The sequence below is a fragment of the Microbacterium sp. JAI119 genome, from assembly GCF_013410135.1.
Lineage (GTDB): Bacteria > Actinomycetota > Actinomycetes > Actinomycetales > Microbacteriaceae > Microbacterium > Microbacterium oxydans.
Genome location: NZ_JACCCK010000001.1, coordinates 383,653 through 400,488, shown reverse-complemented (window position 1 = coordinate 400,488; position 16,836 = coordinate 383,653). Strand labels below are relative to the sequence as shown.

Below are 16,836 nucleotides of genomic sequence, written 5' to 3'. Positions count from 1 at the left end.
TTACAGGCTGCGCCCAGGAGAATGGACGAGCCCGCCCGATGAAGGAGCCCCATGCCCGACCGTCTCGACCGCGCCCGCACGACCGGCATCCTCGCCGTCCTCCGCGCCCCCTCCCCTGAACTGGCCCTCGAGGCCTCGGAGGCGATCATCCGCGGCGGGGTCACGGGCATCGAGGTGACCTTCTCCACTCCCGACGCCCCCGCCGTCATCCGCGAGCTCATCACCCGCCACGGCGACGCCGCCTACGTCGGGGCCGGCACCGTCACCACGGCCGCGCAGGCCGAGCAGGCTGCAGACGCGGGAGCCGAGTTCCTCGTGAGCCCCGGCACCCTGCCGCACCTCACGCGCAGCATGCTCGACACGGGCCGGGTCGTGATGACCGGCGCCATGACCCCGACCGAGGTCATGGGCGCACTCGAGCTCGGCGTCGACGTCGTGAAGATCTTCCCCGCATCGCTCGGTGGCCCGTCGTACCTCGGCGCCCTGCGCGGACCGTTCCCCGACGCCCCGCTGATGCCCACCGGTGGCGTGAACCCCGACAACCTCGCCGCCTGGTTCGCCGCCGGAGCGGTCGCGGTCGGTGCGGGCGGAGACCTCGCGAACGGCGCGTCGATCAAGAACGCCGACTGGACCGATATCGAGCAGCGCGCCGCACGATTCGCCGCGGCCCTCACCGCCACGCGCGAGTGACACCACGCGATCGAGCACCGCACACTCCCCATCGTTTGGTATACCGGATGCATGGGTGCGCGACGGATGCTGTCGATCGGCGCCGTCGCGATCGCGCTCTTGACCGCGACCGGCTGCACGTCGGCCATGCCTCCGTCGGCACCTGATCCGCGCTCATCGACCCAGGAGCCCGCCATGACCGACGCCACTCGCGATCTGCTCGCGGCCGCAGCGTCCGGAGACGCCTCCGCCGTCAGGAAGGCGATCGACGACGGGGCGGACCTCGAGGCACGGGGACCTGGGGGCATGACCGCACTGATCGCCGCGACGAAGGCCGATCACGTCGACGCGGCGCGCGTTCTGATCGACGCGGGTGCGGACGTCAACGCCAAGGACGACATCCAGGACTCCGCCTACCTGTACGCCGGTGCGCGGGGACACGACGAGATCCTCCTGCTGACGCTCGACAACGGCGCCGACCTCGCAAGCACGAACCGCTTCGGCGGAACGGCACTGATCCCCGCCGCCGAACGCGGACTCCTCTCGACCATCGCCATCCTGCTGGAGGCCGGTGTCGACCCGAACCACATCAACGACCTGAACTGGACGGCGCTGCACGAGGCGATCGTTCTCGGCGACGGTTCCTCCACCTACGTCGACGTGGTGCGCGCGCTCATGGACGGCGGAGCGGACACGAGCATCCCCGACGGGGACGGCGTGCTCCCGGTCGATCTCGCCACAGCACGGGGCTACGACGCGATCGTCGCCGAGCTCGAACGGTGATCGCCCTCGACCCGTGGGCCTGGGCCGCGCTCGCGGTGGCCGCGGTGACGATCGGCATCTCGAAGACGGCACTGCCCGGCGGGAGCATCCTGGCCATCGCCCTGTTCGCCGCCGTGCTGCCGGCACGCACCTCGACGGCGGCGACCCTCCTGCTCCTGATGGTCGGCGACCTGTTCGCCCTCACCGCCTACCGTCGCCACGCGCACTGGCCGACGCTGCTGCGGCTCGCTCCCGCGGTGATCGCCGGGCTGCTGGTCGGCTTCGCGTTCCTCGCCCTCGCCGGCGACGGGGTGGTCCGTCGGGCGATCGGCGTGATCCTGCTGCTGATGATCGCCGTGACCCTGTGGCGTCGGTGGCGGCAGAGCAGAGCGGACGCTGTGGCTCCCCCGTCCAGCGGCATCATCCTCGCGGGCGCCTACGGAACCCTCGGCGGCTTCACCACCATGGTCGCCAACGCCGGAGGCCCGGTCATGTCGATGTACTTCCTGGCCACCCGCACCCCCGTGCAGGTGTTCCTCGGCACGTCCGCCTGGTTCTTCGCCATCATCAACGTGATCAAGGTCCCCTTCCTCGCGGGCCTCGGGCTGTTCGAGACACCCGTGTTGCTGATGGATGCCGTGCTCGCCCCGCTCGTCGTCGTCGGCGCGCTCCTCGGACTGCGAGTCGCCCGCCGCATGAATCAGCGCGTGTTCGACCGCATCGTGATCGCCCTCACCATCCTCGGCGCGGTCTACCTGCTGTTCTGACCACACCCACACCACGCGCCCTCACCCTCCTCCCGCCAAAACGGAGACGAACCAGTTCAGTGCGGCGTGGCGTCGCCCGACACGCGGCCCTGACGTCGGATGGTCTCTGTTTCGGCCTCCGACTTCGGCCTCCGACTTCGGCCTCCGACTTCGGGCAGCTGGGGCAGCAGGGGCAGCAGGGAGCTCAGTCGAGGAAGATGTCCGGGAACAGGGCGGTGTCGGGGGTGCCGGGGATCGCCGCATAGCGGGAGAAGTCGGTCACGCCGTCGGCTTCGAGCACGTCCTCCACGATGAGGGTCTGCCCCGTGTACGACGCGGCGGGCTTGAGCAGCACGGCATAGGCGGCGTCCGCGTAGATGTCGGGCGTGCGGCTCGCGGCCATGACCTTGTCGCCGCCGAGCAGGTTCTGCACCGCGGCAGTGGCGATCGTGGTGCGCGGCCAGAGCGTGTTGGCGGCGATCCCGTCGCGGGCGAACTCGGCGGCGAGGCCGAGCGTCGCCATGGTCATGCCGAACTTCGCGAGGGTGTAGCCGGTGTGCGCGCCCAGCCACTTCGGTGACGGATTGAGGGGCGGCGACAGCGAGAGGATGTGCGGGTTCTCGGCATCCTTCAGGATCGGCACCGCCGCGCGGGAGAGCATGAACGTCCCGCGCACGTTGACGTCCTGCATCAGGTCGTACTTCTTGGCGCTCAGGTCGAGCGAGCGGGAGAGATCGATGACGCTGGCGTTGTTGATCACGATGTCGATGCCGCCGAACTCACCCTGCGTCTTCAGGACCGCTTCGGTGATGTCGTCGTCGTCGCGCACATCGCCGACGATCGGGAGAGCCTGGCCGCCCGCCGCACGGATCTGCTCGGCGGCGGTGTGGATCGTGCCCTCGAGCTTCGGATGCGGGGTGTCGGTCTTCGCGAGCATGGCGATGTTCGCACCGTCGGCGGCGGCTCGCAGCGCGATCGCGAGGCCGATGCCGCGGCTGCCGCCCGACATCAGGATGGTCTTGCCTGCAAGGGACATGTGTTCTCCTGGGTTCTCGATCGCGAAGGGGAGGGACAGGCGCGGGGTCAGCGCGGCGCCATGCGGATGGCGCCGTCGAGGCGGATGGTCTCGCCGTTGAGGTAGCCGTTCTCGACGATCTGCTGCACGAGGGCGGCGTACTCGTCGGGGCGGCCGAGACGGGACGGGAAGGGCACCTGCTGACCCAGGGAGTCCTGGGCCGCCTGCGGGAGGCCCATCAGCATCGGCGTCTCCATGATGCCGGGGGCGATCGTGCAGACCCGGATGCCGTAGCGGGCGAGCTCGCGCGCCACCGGAAGGGTCATCGCGTGCACGCCGCCCTTGGACGCGGAGTACGCGGGCTGGCCGATCTGCCCGTCGAACGCGGCGACGCTCGCGGTGTTCACGATGACACCGCGTTCCTCGTCGTGCAGCTCGTTCTTCGCGATGACGGCGGAGGCCTGGGAGATGACGTTGAACGTGCCGACGAGGTTGATCCGGATCACGCGCTCGAAGTCGGCGAGCACGGCCGGGTTGCCCTCACGGTCGAGCACCTTGGCGGGTGGGGCGATCCCGGCGCAGTTCACGACGACGCGCAGCGGTGCCGCTGACTGCGCGGCCGCGACGGCCGCCTGCACCTCCTCGGCGTTCGTGACGTCTGCCGCGACGAAGAGACCGCCGAGCTCGTCCGCGACCTCGGCGCCCTTCGATGAGGCGAGGTCGATGATCGTGACGTGCGCGCCCGCTGCGACCAGTCGTCGCGCCGTGGCGAGTCCCAGCCCGGAGGCTCCGCCGGTGATGAGTGCACCCTGTCCACTGATCTGCATCTGATGTTCTCCTTCGAACCCCGTCGTGCGACATGCCGTGATGGAACGCAGTATCAGCCTACGTGGTTCCTGGTATCACCACGACTCTGAGCAACTGCGTCGCGACCGAGCCTAGTTCCCGTCTCCCGCTCGAAGGAACGCGATAGGTCGTGGGAGTAGGATCCGGAGAATGCGCCGCCCGCCCGGGATCCACCGATCCACGGCGACTGTCGACCAGCCGGTGATAATGCGCCTCATTACCACCGTGAGCCTGGCGCTCCTGCTCCTCTTCGCCTTCGCGGTGACCGCACACGGCGATGCCGGGGAGAACGGCGCGGCCCCCTCGCTCGCCGCCGCGACCATCGATGCGTTCGACGACACCGCCGCTATCGACGACACCGCCGCGATCGGCGCCGACGCCGAAACGGACGAGGCCCAGGTCCAGGCCGCATTCCCGGTCGCCGTCACGAGCACCCTCGTCGGTGCCGCACTCTGCATTCTCGGGGTGCTGTGCGGCCTCGCCGCGATGCTCCTGCTTTCTCGCGTCCTCGGGCGCCCCGGACAGTTCTCGACCCTCCGGGAGACACCGCGCGCGCTGCGCTCAGATCCGGCGTCTCCCCTGCACCCCTGCGGGACCGCGGTCTCCCTGATCCGGCTGGGTCTCTCCCGAACCTGATCGTCGAAGCGCCGTCACCAGAACGGCGTCTTCCGCCGGTGTCGCGCGGCTCCACGGCTTCCTGCCTCGAGGGGCCACGCCCCGGCATCCGGATCGCGCCCGCTCTCACGCCCGCTCCCGCTCCCGCACCGAATCCCGCGACCCCCTCGTGACGACATCCGAGGCCACGCCCGCGCTCACCCCTTCGAAGGAGACCCCATGAAACGCACATCGAACGACGGCGAACCGCTCGCTCCGGACAGGCGAGGACGGTGAGCCGGCCGGTCGGCACGGCCTCTCGGCCGGTCCGCACGGCGATCGCTGCAGCCGCTCTCAGCGCCCTGATCGTGTTCATCGGTGCGGAGTCGGCAGCGGCCGGGGAGCAGCGCAGTGTCGTCGGCGCCCAAAGCCGCACAACGACCACCGCTCCGACTCCCACCCCGACCTCCACTCCCACTCCCACCACCGGCACCACGCATGAACAGCAGAACGGCGAACAGCCGGTGGAGCGCACCGATCTCGGCTTCCTCGGCGTCGCCTTCCTCTTCGGGATCGGTTTCCTCCTCGCTGCGGGAGCGCTCGGCATTCTCGTCTCAGGGCGCGCGCGGCGTCGGCGCGACCGCGCGGACGCCGCTGCGAGGGAAGAGGGTTCCGATGTCGCGTGAGAACAGTCCCCGGTACGGGATCGCCTTCGTCGTCGCCGGCATCGTCGTGCTCATCGACCAGGCGAGCAAGGCCGCCGCGATCGCAGGACTCAGCCGGACGGAGCGGATACCCCTGCTGGGTGATGCGCTGGGCCTGCAGCTCGCCTTCAACCCCGGCGCGATCCTGTCGCTCGGGTCAGGGGCGACGTGGGTGCTGACCGTGGTGGGCGTGGCTGCGGTGGCGGCTCTGTTCGTCGCCGCGACGCGCGCGCGCACGAGGGGACGGGCGTGGGGGTTGGGCTTCATCCTCGGAGGTGCCATCGGGAATGTGCTCGACCGTCTGCTCGCACCCCCCGGATTCGGTCGCGGTCACGTCACCGACTTCCTCGCCTACGGGAACTGGTTCATCGGGAACCTCGCCGATGTCGCGCTCGCGATCGGGGGGGTCGTCCTCGTCGTCGGGCTCTTGCTCGACCAGCGTGCGGCAGCGCGGACGACGCAGACCATCGACCGGCCGGACGGCTCGCGGGAGGACGCGGCCGGATGAACGACTGGATGCCCGATGCCCCGCCGACCTTCGCAGACTTCCTCACACCGGTCTTGTTCACTCCGGCCGCTGGGCCGTTCCCCCTCCTGCCCCTGGTCGCGGTAGTGCTGGCGGTCGCCTATCTGGCCGGGGCGCTCCGGTTGTGGCGGCAGCACCGTCGGTGGCCCGTCTGGCGAACCGTCGCCTTCCTCCTGGGGTGCATCGCGCTCGCCGCCACCACGGGCCTCGGGGTCGAGGTGTACGGCTATGCCCTGATGTCGGTGTTCATGTTCCAGCAGCTCACGCTCATGATCGCGATCCCTCCGCTGCTGGTCCTCGGCTCACCGGGCACGCTCCTCCTGCGGGTGACACCGCACCGCGGGCTGGGCGCCGTCGTGCTGCGTATCGCGCACGGAGGGCTCCGCAGCGGGATCGCCCGGTGGATCCTGAGCCCGTGGATCGCGCTGCCGATGTACCTGATCGCGTTCTACGGGCTGTACCTGGCCGGTCTCGCCGATCGTGTGCTCGCAGCGCCCGGAGGCCACCTCGCTCTGGAGGTCGGGTTCCTCGTTATCGGGATCCTCTTCACCGTCCCGGTACTGAGCTCCGATCCCCTCCCGGTGCGGCTCGGGCACGGCGGTCGCGCCCTGGACGTCTTCGCCGAAGCGGCCCTGCACGCGTTCTTCGGCGTCTTCCTGATGATGGCGACCACCATGCTCGTCGACCACTTCGTCGCACCGACTCTGGCGCTCGGGATGAATCCGCTCGAAGACCAGCAGCTGGCCGGCGGGCTGGCATGGTCGTACGGCGAAGCCCCGACCCTGCTGATGCTCGTCTACGTGATGCACCGGTGGTTCCGCGACGACACGGCACGCGCCGCCGCGGCCGATCGCTATGCCGATGCGCACGGCACCGCTGAGCTCGACGCCTACAACGCCTATCTGGAGGGCCTCCGTGACGACCGCCGCTGAGCCGGTGCGGTGCCCGTCGGGCAGGATGGACGGATGAGCATTCCCTCCGCTTCCCTCGACGTGCCGATGAAGGTTCGCGAGCTCGCGCGCGGTGCCGCGCTCGAGCCGGTCTGGCTCAACGGGATCGGCGGGCTGACCTTCCGCACCGACGACGGGCGGTACATCAAGTGGGGCCCACTCGACGACGAGGCGAACATGCGCGACGAAGCCGAGCGCATGAGGTGGGCACGAACGTGGATCCCCGTACCGGAGGTGATCGAGCAGGGCCAGGACGACACGCACGAGTGGCTCGTCACGGTCGCGATCGATGCCCGCAGCGCCGTCGACCCCCGCTGGGCCGACCAGCCGGAGACCGCGGTGCGAGCGGTCGGGGTCGGCCTGCGGATGCTGCACGATGCCCTGCCGGTGGCCGAGTGCCCCTGGGAGTGGAGCACGCAGTGGCGGATCGCCAACGCCGCCGATCGCGGCACGGTCGTGCCAGAGGATCTGCTCCAGGTACCGTCGATCGACCGGTTGGTGGTGTGCCACGGCGACGCCTGCATGCCGAACACGCTTCTCGACGCGGAAGGCCGGCCGGCCGCCTTCGTGGATCTCGCCGCTCTCGGTGTCGCCGACCGCTGGGCCGACATCGCCGTGGCCTCGATGAGCACGATGTGGAACTTCGGCGAAGGCTGGGAGGACACACTGATCGAGGCCTACGGCGTCGACCCCGATCACGAGCGCCTCGAGTACTACCGTCGACTCTGGAACGAGACGTGAGTATCGTGCCCGACGATCGGCCGCGTGTGCTCGGTCCGGTCGTCGACGACATGACCCGGTGCGTGCACTATCGGGGCCCGACCGACATCATCGCGATCCGCTTCGCCTGCTGCGGCGAGTACTACCCGTGCCACCGCTGCCACGAGGAGACCGTGAAGCATGCGGCACAGCAATGGGCGGCCCATGAGCGCGACAGACGGGCGATCCTCTGCGGTGCGTGCGGGCATGAGCTCACGATCGCCGAGTACTTCGCGGCGACGGCATGTCCACGGTGTTCGGCGCTGTTCAACGAGCGGTGCGCACTGCACCGTGAGCACTACTTCCAGCTCGACCGGAGCTAGCTCCAGACGAAACGGAACGTCCCGACGAGCACGGCGGCGGCGAGCGCAAGTGCCATGATCGCGATTCCGCCGATCACCGCCACCGCATCACGCGGGTGCAACCGGGAGGGACGCGACCAGGTGCGCGGAATGCCGGAGCCGAAGCCCCTGGCCTCCATCGCGAGCGCCAGCTTCGAGCCGCGCCGCACCGCGAACACGAGCAGCACGAACGCCATCGAGAAGAACCGTCGCAGCACACCCCGGTCGCCCACACCGCGCGCGCGACGGGCCAGGCTCATGGTGCGCCAGTCATCGAGGAAGAGCCCCAGCATGCGCGTTCCCGCGAGGATGCCGAGCACGAAGCGGCTCGGGAGCTTGGCCACCTGCGCCAACGCGTCGGCGAGCTCGGTCGGGTCGGTGCCGCCGAACAGCAGGATCGTGGGGAGTCCGAGCGCGATCACTCGCAGACTCACCGCGATCGCGAGCGTGATGGAGTCGTCGCTGATCGTCGCGAAGCCGAACGTCCAGTAGATGCGCCCTGCCGGTTCCGCATACAGCAGCATGCTCACACCGGCGATGGGGGCGAAGATCGCGATCGGCAGCAGGCGCTTCAGCACCGTCGACAGACGCAGCCCCGTCAACGGCAAGCAGAGCAGCTGCAGGACGATCGCTGCCAGCGCGCTCGTGATGTCGATGGAGGCGAACAGCGGCACGGACAGCAGCAGGGCGAGCAGCAGCTTCGTCACCGGGTTCACACCGTCGAGCCAGACCGGGCGCACGGTCTCGGTCGCCGTCACGACGACGACCCCAACTCGATGCGATGACCGCCCAGGTGTCGGATCACCGCGTCGTCGTGCGTGACCGCGATGATCGACCGGCCACGCGCGATCTCCTCCTGCAGCAGGGCGACGAGCGAGATCCACCCGCGGCGATCCTGTCCGAACGTCGGCTCGTCGAGCACGATGACCTCCGGCGCCCCGGCCAGCACGGTGGCGACCGACAGCCGCCGCTTCTGCCCTCCGGAGAGCGTGAACGGGTTGGCGAGGGCGAGCGGGGCGAGGCCCAGGCGTTCGAGAAGACCGTCAACGACCGCATCCGTCTTCGCCTGATCCCAGCCGAGTGCCCGCGGTCCGACCGCGAGCTCATCGCGAAGGGTCTGGGCCAGGAACTGGTGCTCCGGCTCCTGGAACACCATCCCGATGCGGGTGAGCAGCTCGCGCGAGGTCCAGCGGATGGGGCGCGTGCCTTTGCGCCCCGCCAGCTCCGGTGCCGACCGCACCTCTCCCGCCTGCTCCGGGATGAGCCCGGCGAGCGTGAGGGCGAGCGTCGACTTGCCGGCGCCGTTCGGCCCGGTGATCACCGTCGCGTTCCCCCGCGGCACGCGCAGGTCGAGCCCGCGCTGCACCGGCGCTCCGTGCTCCCGTCCGATCGTCAGGGCGGACGCGATGAGCGCGTCCGGTGCCGACACCTGCTCCAGCACGGGCAGGTCGATCCCCCGGTCGGGCACCCACACCCCGGCGTCCGCCAGCACATCGCCGTATGCCGCGAACACCTGGGCCGGTTCCCCGTCGGCGAGCAGTCCGCCGTCGGCCGCGAGCACGATCACCCGCGTCATCAGATCGACCCAGATCGGTGTGCGGTGCTCGACGACGATCAGCGTCGCACCGGTGGAGGCGACGGCATGTTCGACGCTCGCCCGCACCTCGCGCACACCCTCGGGGTCGAGGTTCGCCGTCGGCTCGTCGAGCAGCAGCAGCCCTGGGCGCATCGCGAGCACACCGGCGAGCACCAGTCGCTGCTTCTGTCCGCCCGACAGGGCCTTCGTGGGGCGTTGCAGCGGCACATCGAGCCCGACGGCATCCAGCGCCTCCGCGACGCGACCGGGGATCTCGGATGCGGGCACACCGAGGTTCTCGCACCCGAACGCCACGTCGTCGCCGACCTTCGACAGCACGATCCCCGCATCGGGGTCCTGCAGGACGAGGCCCACCTGACCGTGCCGGGATTCGGGGGCGGCACCGTCGATGTGCAGCGACCCGGTTCGCACCCCTTCGTCGTCGCCGCCGAGGACCCCGGCCAGGCCCGCGAGCAGCGTCGACTTCCCGGCACCGGAGGCGCCGAGCAGCAGCACCCGCTCACCCGGTTCGATCGAGAACGAGACGTCCTCGACGGCGGGGAGCTTCCGACCGGCGTACCGCCAGCCCCAGCCCGCAGCCTGCACGCGGGCCGGGGCGGCGATGGTCACGGTCAGACCTCGCGCACGTGCTCTCGCCCGACGGCGAAGCGGTTCAGTGCACCGGTGACGGCCAAGGCGCGCACCAGCAGCCAACCGACGACACCCGCCAGGATCGCCCCGGAGACGACAACGCTGACCAGGTAGATCGTGTTGAACTCGACGGACTTCAGGATGTTGGGTGAGCTGCCGTAGAACAGCTCGAACACCCAGGCAGCCACCGCTGCACCGACACCGGCGAGCGCGGCGACCGCGATCCCGAAGCGCCGGTAGAAGAACAGGGCGAAGATGATCTCCGCGCCGAGTCCCTGCACGATGCCGGACAGCACGGTCGAGACGCCCCACACGTTTCCGATCAGCATCGACACGATCGCTGCGACGAGCTCGACGACCAGCGCCGCACCGGGCTTGCGGATGACGAGGCCGCCGACGACGCCGCCCAGCAGCCAGATGCCGACGGCGATACCGCCCAGTCCCGGCGTCAGAGCATCGGCCGCACCGAACCAGGCGTAGCCGATCGTGTTCCATCCCCAGAACACGAGGCCGATCGCGACGCCGAGGACGGCGGCAACGACGATGTCGACGACGCGCCAGCGCCAGATCGATGTGCGGTGCGGATCCTGTGCGGCGGCGGATGCCTGCTGCGTGGATGCGGACGTGGGCGTACTCATCTGAACTCCTCCCTGCGCTGGCATGACCCAGATCAGGTTCGACGGTCGAAGCGCGATTCGCTCCCTCTCAGCCCGGCTCGCCGGACTCCCGTGGTTGTGCTGACGATCCTACCGTCGGCGACACCCCCGTGGCGACAGGGCCCGGCGCCGCGGAACACGCGCGGGATTGGGTACCGTAAACGAGTGACCGCATCAGATCCCGCCGACGAGGCGACGGGCGTCGTCGGCGACGACGGCCCTGCCCCCGCCGACACCGCCGACACCGCGACAGGCGGATCGGTGCTGACGGCCGAGCAGACGTCGCCTGGAGCGGATGCTCCGGGGACGGTCGTAGACCCGGAGCCCGTCGTTCCACCGGAGGCCGTGAGCGCCCCGGAACCGGCCACCCCCGCGCTGACGAAGCCGCCGTTCATCCCTCGCGACCGCACGGTCCCGGATCCTTCCGGCGAACTCACCGCGTCGGAGACAGCCGCGCCCCAGTGGGCCGACGACACCACGACGGCCACCGCTCTCACCTGGGTGGACGCCGCGACCGTCGCCGAGCACACCGCCACGGCCACTCTCGACGACACCTCGGAGGCCGAGCGATCGAGCGGTCTGCTGCGCGGTGCGCGTCTTCGCCCCGCCATCGCCCGCCCGGGTGTCCTGGTCCCGCTGGCCACGCTCGCCGGTCTCGTCGCCGTCTACGCCGGCACCACACTGCTCTGGCCCCTCCACGAGGTGCCGCCGACGGTGCAGTCGGTCGAGTTCGCGACGACTCCCGCCGCTGCCGCCGCCGTGACCTGGCCGACCGAGGGTGCGGGTGCCGTCGGCATCGCGGGCATGACGACGGCGGCTTCGGTGCCCGACGCCGTGAGCATCGCGAGCATCACCAAGGTCGTCAGCAGTCTGATGGTGCTCGACCGCATGCCGCTCGCTGTCGGGGAGCAAGGACCCGAGTTCTCGTTCACCCGCGCCGACAGCGTGAAGTACTGGGACTACCGGCGCAGTGACCAATCCGCCCTCGACGTGCCCATCGGCGGAGTCCTCACGGAGTACCAGCTGTTGCAGGGGACGCTCATGGGTTCCGCGAACAACTACATCGATCGGCTCGCGACCGAGATCTGGGGCTCCGAGCGCGAGTTCGCGAGGGCTGCAGAGGTGTGGTTGCGCGAACGTGGCCTGACCGGAATCACCGTGGTGACCCCCTCCGGCTTCGACGAGCGCAACGTGGCCACGCCCGAGGCCCTGGTGGCGCTCGGCGAGCGTGCGATGCAGAACCCGGTCTTCGCCGAGATCGTCGGCACCAAGTCCGTCGACCTCCCGGGTGCGGGCACCGTCGTGAACACGAACGGCATGCTCGACGATCCCGGTGTCGTCGGCATCAAGACCGGCACCCTGGTCGGCTGGAACCTTCTCACCGCGAAGGACCTCGTGATCGGTGACACCACGGTGCACCTGTTCGCCGCGGCGCTGAATCAAGCCGGAGACGACGAGCGACTCGCTCTCACGCGTTCCCTGTTCGCCGAGGCGGAATCCGCACTGGAGGCGCAGGCGCCGGCCGTCGCGAAGGACACCGTGGTCGGCAGCGTCACGACTCCGTGGGGCGAGCAGGTCGACGTCATCACCGAATCCGACGCCGATGTGGTGCTCTGGAACAGCGCGACCGCGACCGCCGCGACCGCCTTCGACCTCGGCGAAGAACGCGAACAGGGTGACACGGTGGGCACGCTGACCACGGCAGGACCGGTCAACACCACGACGACTCCGCTGGTGCTGGCCGCGGATGTCGAGGGGCCGAGTCCCTGGTGGCGTCTGACCCACCCGCTCGAGCTGCTCGGGATCAGAGCCGACCAGCCCTGACGCACTCCCCGGCGATCGCCTACGACGACGCCCCACCCCGCGTGAGCGGCGGTGGGGCGTCGTGCGTTGATGCCGTAGGTCAGGAGCGGTGATCGGAGCCGTCAGCGCCGTCTTCCAGCAGGGCCTGCGCCGCGGCCGTCTCGACTGCCGGCACCTGTGCGCCGACGGACGCGCCGGCCACAGCGGCTGCAGCCTCCGCGCCCGCAGCATCGGTGTCGCCCGCTTCGCCGGTGACGACGACCGGCGTCGTTCCCGTGAGAGCGTCTTCGGCGTCGATGTCGGTCGCGGCCTGCTCGAACTGCGACTGGTACAGACGCCAATAGGCGCCCTGCGCGGCGATGAGCTCGTCGTGCGTACCCTTCTCCACGATGTCGCCGTGCTCCATCACCAGGATGAGGTCGGCATCGCGGATGGTCGACAGCCGGTGCGCGATCACGAACGACGTGCGCCCCTCTCGGAGCGCGGCCATCGCGTGCTGCAGCAGCAGTTCGGTGCGGGTGTCGACCGCCGACGTGGCCTCATCGAGGATGAGGATCGACGGCTGTGCGACGAACGCCCGCGCGATGGTGATGAGCTGACGCTCACCGGCCGACACGTTCGCTGCATCCTCGTCGAGCACCGTGTCATATCCCTCGGGGAGGGCGTGCACGAAGCGGTCGACGTAGGTGGCCCTGGCTGCGGCGAGGACCTCTTCATCGGTCGCGGTCGAGCGACCGTAGCGGATGTTCTCGCGGATGCTGCCGGCGAACAGCCACGGGTCCTGGAGCACCATGCCGGTGCGCGATCGCAGCTCGTCGCGGGTCACCTCGGCGATGTCCTGCCCGTCGAGCATGATCCGTCCACCGCTGAGCTCGTAGAAGCGCATGATCAGGTTGACCAGCGTCGTCTTGCCCGCACCGGTCGGACCGACGATCGCGACGGTCTGACCCGGCTCCACCCGGAACGACAGATCACGGATGAGCGGACGATCCGGCGTGTACGAGAACGCGACGTTCTCGAACTCGATGACGCCCTTGCCCTCCACGAGCTCGGGAGCATCGGCGTCGTCGGCCTCCTGCTCCTCGGCGTCGAGCAGTTCGAACACACGCTCGGCGGAGGCGGTGCCGGACTGCACGACAGCGGCCATTCCGCCCAGCTCGGACAGCGGCTGCGTGAACTGCTGCGAGTACTGGATGAACGCCTGCACGTCGCCGAGGCGGAGCTGACCGTTGGCGACCATCAGACCACCGAGCACCGCGATGCCCACGTAGCTGAGGTTCCCGACGAACATCATCGCCGGCATGATGATGCCGGAGAGGAACTGCGCCTTGAAGCTCGCCTGGAACAGCTCTTCGTTCTCGTCCTGGAACTTGTCCAGTGCGTCCTTCTCGCGACCGAAGACCTTCACCAGCGCGTGGCCAGAGAACGCCTCCTCGACACGGGCGTTGAGCCGCCCGACCTTGCGCCACTGCGTGCCGAAGGCCTTCTGCGACCGCGGTCCGATGATGCCGAAGATCACGCCCATGAGAGGCAGCGTGATGAGGGCCACGAGGGCGAGCTGCCATGAGATCGAGAACATCATCACGAGCACGCCGATCACGGTGAGCACCGAGGTGAGTGCGCCCGAGAGCGACTGCTGCATCGTCTGCGTGATGTTGTCGATGTCGTTCGTGACGCGCGAGATCAGCTCGCCGCGCTGCACCTTGTCGAAGTACGCCAGGGGCAGGCGGTTGATCTTCGCCTCGACCGATTCGCGCAGTCGCCACATGGTGCGCACCATGATCACGTTGATGACGTAGCCCTGGATCCAGGTGAGGAAGGCGGCGGCCACGTAGATGCCGAGCACGGCGGCGATGACGAGCCGCAGCGCGTCGAAGTCGATGCCCTGGCCGACCGTGAAGTCTCCCAGCGCGCCGACCTGGTTCGCGAAGTCGTCCTGTCCGCCTGCCCGCAGCGCGTCGACCACCACGTCCTGCGACGTGCCGGCGGGGAAGCCGGGGAAGCCGTCGGTGGGCTGACCGAGTTGGATGGAGATGAAGCCCTTGTAGACGAGGTTGGTCGCCTCGGCGAGCACCTTGGGCGCTGCGACCGTCAGGACCACGCCGATCGCGCCGAGGATCGACACGAAGACGAACCAGATGGCCGAGGGCTTCAGCAGCCCGATCATGCGCGCGAAGCTGGGGCCGAAGTTGTCGGCCTTGCCCGGTGCGACGCTGTCCCAGTCGCCGGAGTTCTGACGCGCCTGCTCGGCGAGCTCGGCCTCGTACTTCTCCTCGGCGGTCAGCTCGACCTCGGCGACGGACGAAGCTGCCTTGCCGCGGCCCCGCTTGGCCTTGCGCTGGTCGTCGTTCTGCGCGCTCATGCGTCCACCCCCAGCTGCGATTCGACGATCTCTCGGTAGGTGTCGCTCGTCTCGAGCAGCTCCTCATGCGTGCCGACGCCCACCATGGTGCCGCCGTCGAGCACGACGATGCGGTCGGCATCCGTGATGGTGGAGATGCGCTGGGCGACCACGATCTTCGTGACGTGCGGGAGTTCCCGCCACAGCGCTTGGCGGAGCCGCGCGTCTGTCGTCAGGTCGAGAGCGGAGAACGAGTCGTCGAAGACGAGGATCTTCGGCTGGTGCACGATCGCGCGGGCGATCGCGAGCCGCTGACGCTGACCGCCGGAGACGTTCGTGCCGCCCTGGGCGATGCGGGAATCGAGACCGTCCGGCATCTCCTCCACGAAGTCACGACCCTGTGCGATGTCGAGCGCGTGCCACAGCTCTTCGTCGGTGGCCTCCTCACGGCCGTAGCGCAGGTTCGACGCCACGGTGCCGGTGAAGAGGAACGGACGCTGCGGCACCAGGCCGATGCTGTCCCAGAGCGACTCGACGTCGGCCTCGCGCACGTCGGTGCCTCCGACGTGCACGGATCCGCCCGAGACGTCGAAGAGCCGAGGGATGAGGGAGATCAGCGTCGTCTTGCCCGAACCGGTGGAGCCGACGATCGCGACGGTCTCGCCCGGCTGGGCGGCGAAGCTGATGCCCGTGAGCACCGGCGAGTCCGCCCCGGGGTAGGTGAACTCGACATCGTCGAGCGCCACGGATCCGGGAACCGGGAACTCCGTGACGCCGTTCTCCGGACGCACGAGGGTGGACTCGGAGTCGAGCACTTCGCCGATGCGCTCGGCCGAGACTGCGGCGCGCGGGATCATCATCGCCATGAAGCTCGCCATGATGACGCCGCCCATGATCTGACCGATGTACTGCATGAAGGCGAACAGCGTGCCGACCTGCACCGTGCCGTTGTTCACCTCGATACCGCCGAACCAGATGACCGAGACGACCGTGACGTTGAGGATGAGCATGAACAGCGGGAACAGCAGCACGAAGAGCGAGCCGACCTTGCGGCCCACGACCATGATGTCGGTGTTCGCCCCGCGGAAGCGCTCCTCCTCGATGCGCTCGCGCACGAAGGCACGCACCACGCGGACGCCCGTGAGCTGCTCGCGCATGATGCGGTTGACGTTGTCGAGCTTGCCCTGGTAACTGCGGAACAGCGGCACCATGCGGCCGATGACGAGGGCAGCCAGGATGAGCAGCAGCGGCACCGAGACGGCGATCAGCCAGCTGAGTCCGACGTTGGTCTGGACCGCGAAGAAGATGCCGCCGATCGCGAGCAGCGGCGCCGTGACGAGCATGGTCGCGCCCATCATGGCCAGCATCTGCACCTGCTGCACATCGTTCGTGTTGCGGGTGATGAGCGAACCGGCACCGAACTGCGACACCTCACGCTCGGAGAAGCCGCTGACCTTGCCGAAGACGTCGGCGCGGATGTCGCGCCCGGCACCCATCGCTGCACGCGCGGCGAAGTAGGTCGCGGTGACCGAGGCGATGATCTGCCCCAGCGAGACCGCGAGCATGAACAGACCGGTGCTCCAGATGTACCCGGTGTCGCCCCGGGCGACGCCCTTGTCGATGATGTCGGCGTTCAGGCGCGGGAGGTAGAGAGTGGCTGCCACGCTCGCGAGCTGGAACACCAGCACGGCGAGCAGCAGCCATCGGTATCGGGAGAGATAACGGAGGAGGATTTTTCCCAGCACAGGCGGACTTTCTAGGAAGGATGAAACGGCGGATTTCTCGGCAGACGGATGCCGACCGACAATCGGCCACAAGACAGAGTGCCACGATCCGCGGACATTCGTATCCCCCTCATGGTGGACCTTCGCTCACAGCGAACCGCTTCCCGCCCCGA

Annotated in this window: 17 protein-coding genes and 1 riboswitch; of the genes, 10 read left to right on the top strand and 7 right to left on the bottom strand. The window is 69.2% G+C overall.

Features of this window, described 5'->3' with window-relative positions; all coding sequences use genetic code 11:
* The first annotated feature begins 51 nt into the window (after positions 1–51).
* The 3 genes from HDC31_RS01815 to HDC31_RS01805 all read left to right on the top strand — a co-directional run bounded on the left by HDC31_RS01815 (position 52) and on the right by HDC31_RS01805 (position 2,198).
* Positions 52–690: a bifunctional 4-hydroxy-2-oxoglutarate aldolase/2-dehydro-3-deoxy-phosphogluconate aldolase gene (locus HDC31_RS01815; RefSeq protein WP_058631675.1), complete on the top strand. Its 639-nt coding sequence runs from the start codon at positions 52–54 to the stop codon at positions 688–690.
* Positions 691–864: 174 nt separating this feature from the next.
* A complete protein-coding gene (locus HDC31_RS01810; RefSeq protein WP_257021913.1) occupies positions 865–1,452 on the top strand; it encodes an ankyrin repeat domain-containing protein in 588 nt (195 codons plus the stop codon).
* Positions 1,449–2,198, top strand: coding sequence for a sulfite exporter TauE/SafE family protein (locus tag HDC31_RS01805; protein WP_113680157.1), 750 nt, complete (start codon positions 1,449–1,451; stop codon positions 2,196–2,198). The genes HDC31_RS01810 and HDC31_RS01805 overlap by 4 nt, the downstream gene beginning before the upstream one ends.
* Before the next feature lie 184 nt (positions 2,199–2,382).
* Here the strand turns inward: HDC31_RS01805 and HDC31_RS01800 are convergent, their stop codons facing one another.
* Entirely contained in the window at positions 2,383–3,213 is an 831-nt protein-coding gene (locus tag HDC31_RS01800; RefSeq protein WP_058631678.1) for an NAD(P)-dependent oxidoreductase, read from the bottom strand.
* 47 nt (positions 3,214–3,260) lie between these two features.
* Complete coding sequence (locus HDC31_RS01795) at positions 3,261–4,019, bottom strand: SDR family NAD(P)-dependent oxidoreductase (protein WP_046747505.1); 759 nt, start codon at positions 4,017–4,019, stop codon at positions 3,261–3,263.
* A 169-nt stretch (positions 4,020–4,188) separates the two neighbouring features.
* On the opposite strand from HDC31_RS01795, the gene HDC31_RS01790 reads away from it, so the two are divergent.
* The 6 genes from HDC31_RS01790 to HDC31_RS01765 all read left to right on the top strand — a co-directional run bounded on the left by HDC31_RS01790 (position 4,189) and on the right by HDC31_RS01765 (position 7,894).
* On the top strand, positions 4,189–4,674 hold the full coding sequence (locus HDC31_RS01790) for a hypothetical protein (protein ID WP_179515763.1): 486 nt from the start codon (positions 4,189–4,191) through the stop codon (positions 4,672–4,674).
* A 251-nt stretch (positions 4,675–4,925) separates the two neighbouring features.
* Positions 4,926–5,318, top strand: coding sequence for a hypothetical protein (locus HDC31_RS01785; protein ID WP_113680159.1), 393 nt, complete (start codon positions 4,926–4,928; stop codon positions 5,316–5,318).
* Positions 5,308–5,844: a signal peptidase II gene (locus tag HDC31_RS01780; protein WP_113680160.1), complete on the top strand. Its 537-nt coding sequence runs from the start codon at positions 5,308–5,310 to the stop codon at positions 5,842–5,844. Before HDC31_RS01785 ends, HDC31_RS01780 begins: the two co-directional genes overlap by 11 nt.
* Positions 5,841–6,794: a cytochrome c oxidase assembly protein gene (locus tag HDC31_RS01775; protein WP_257021912.1), complete on the top strand. Its 954-nt coding sequence runs from the start codon at positions 5,841–5,843 to the stop codon at positions 6,792–6,794. Before HDC31_RS01780 ends, HDC31_RS01775 begins: the two co-directional genes overlap by 4 nt.
* Positions 6,795–6,827: 33 nt before the next feature.
* Complete coding sequence (locus HDC31_RS01770) at positions 6,828–7,553, top strand: aminoglycoside 3'-phosphotransferase (RefSeq protein WP_179515762.1); 726 nt, start codon at positions 6,828–6,830, stop codon at positions 7,551–7,553.
* Positions 7,550–7,894: a CHY zinc finger protein gene (locus HDC31_RS01765; RefSeq protein ID WP_230977790.1), complete on the top strand. Its 345-nt coding sequence runs from the start codon at positions 7,550–7,552 to the stop codon at positions 7,892–7,894. The genes HDC31_RS01770 and HDC31_RS01765 overlap by 4 nt, the downstream gene beginning before the upstream one ends.
* On the opposite strand, the gene HDC31_RS01760 is transcribed toward HDC31_RS01765, so the two are convergent.
* The 3 genes from HDC31_RS01760 to HDC31_RS01750 form a co-directional block, all read right to left on the bottom strand.
* Complete coding sequence (locus HDC31_RS01760; RefSeq protein WP_113680161.1) at positions 7,891–8,670, bottom strand: energy-coupling factor transporter transmembrane protein EcfT; 780 nt, start codon at positions 8,668–8,670, stop codon at positions 7,891–7,893. The two genes, HDC31_RS01765 and HDC31_RS01760, sit on opposite strands and share 4 nt — an antisense overlap.
* Positions 8,667–10,118: an ABC transporter ATP-binding protein gene (locus tag HDC31_RS01755; RefSeq protein WP_374939215.1), complete on the bottom strand. Its 1,452-nt coding sequence runs from the start codon at positions 10,116–10,118 to the stop codon at positions 8,667–8,669. The genes HDC31_RS01760 and HDC31_RS01755 overlap by 4 nt, the downstream gene beginning before the upstream one ends.
* 2 nt (positions 10,119–10,120) lie before the next feature.
* Entirely contained in the window at positions 10,121–10,777 is a 657-nt protein-coding gene (locus HDC31_RS01750) for an ECF transporter S component (RefSeq protein ID WP_046747499.1), read from the bottom strand.
* Positions 10,770–10,879: riboswitch (TPP riboswitch) on the bottom strand. Its footprint overlaps the gene before it by 8 nt.
* Before the next feature lie 81 nt (positions 10,880–10,960).
* Between HDC31_RS01750 and HDC31_RS20460 the strand changes: the two genes are divergently transcribed.
* Positions 10,961–12,619: a D-alanyl-D-alanine carboxypeptidase family protein gene (locus tag HDC31_RS20460; protein WP_061016864.1), complete on the top strand. Its 1,659-nt coding sequence runs from the start codon at positions 10,961–10,963 to the stop codon at positions 12,617–12,619.
* 79 nt (positions 12,620–12,698) lie between these two features.
* Here the strand turns inward: HDC31_RS20460 and HDC31_RS01740 are convergent, their stop codons facing one another.
* Together HDC31_RS01740 and HDC31_RS01735 are read right to left on the bottom strand one after the other, a co-directional pair.
* Positions 12,699–14,960 (bottom strand): ABC transporter ATP-binding protein, encoded by a 2,262-nt coding sequence (locus HDC31_RS01740; protein ID WP_058631686.1) that lies wholly within the window; start codon positions 14,958–14,960, stop codon positions 12,699–12,701.
* Entirely contained in the window at positions 14,957–16,684 is a 1,728-nt protein-coding gene (locus HDC31_RS01735; RefSeq protein ID WP_058631687.1) for an ABC transporter ATP-binding protein, read from the bottom strand. Before HDC31_RS01735 ends, HDC31_RS01740 begins: the two co-directional genes overlap by 4 nt.
* Between the last annotated feature and the right edge of the window lie 152 nt (positions 16,685–16,836).

Excerpts from the sequence above, each read along its gene's own strand:
- HDC31_RS01810 (WP_257021913.1), top strand. The coding sequence starts at position 865 with ATGACCGACGCCACTCGCGATCTGCTCGCGGCCGCAGCGTCCGGAGAC.
- HDC31_RS01790 (WP_179515763.1), top strand. The coding sequence starts at position 4,189 with ATGCGCCGCCCGCCCGGGATCCACCGATCCACGGCGACTGTCGACCAG.
- HDC31_RS01770 (WP_179515762.1), top strand. The coding sequence starts at position 6,828 with ATGAGCATTCCCTCCGCTTCCCTCGACGTGCCGATGAAGGTTCGCGAG.
- HDC31_RS01795 (WP_046747505.1), bottom strand. The coding sequence starts at position 4,019 with ATGCAGATCAGTGGACAGGGTGCACTCATCACCGGCGGAGCCTCCGGG.
- HDC31_RS01775 (WP_257021912.1), top strand. The coding sequence starts at position 5,841 with ATGAACGACTGGATGCCCGATGCCCCGCCGACCTTCGCAGACTTCCTC.
- HDC31_RS01740 (WP_058631686.1), bottom strand. The coding sequence starts at position 14,960 with ATGAGCGCGCAGAACGACGACCAGCGCAAGGCCAAGCGGGGCCGCGGC.
- HDC31_RS01815 (WP_058631675.1), top strand. The coding sequence starts at position 52 with ATGCCCGACCGTCTCGACCGCGCCCGCACGACCGGCATCCTCGCCGTC.
- HDC31_RS01800 (WP_058631678.1), bottom strand. The coding sequence starts at position 3,213 with ATGTCCCTTGCAGGCAAGACCATCCTGATGTCGGGCGGCAGCCGCGGC.
- HDC31_RS01750 (WP_046747499.1), bottom strand. The coding sequence starts at position 10,777 with ATGAGTACGCCCACGTCCGCATCCACGCAGCAGGCATCCGCCGCCGCA.
- HDC31_RS01780 (WP_113680160.1), top strand. The coding sequence starts at position 5,308 with ATGTCGCGTGAGAACAGTCCCCGGTACGGGATCGCCTTCGTCGTCGCC.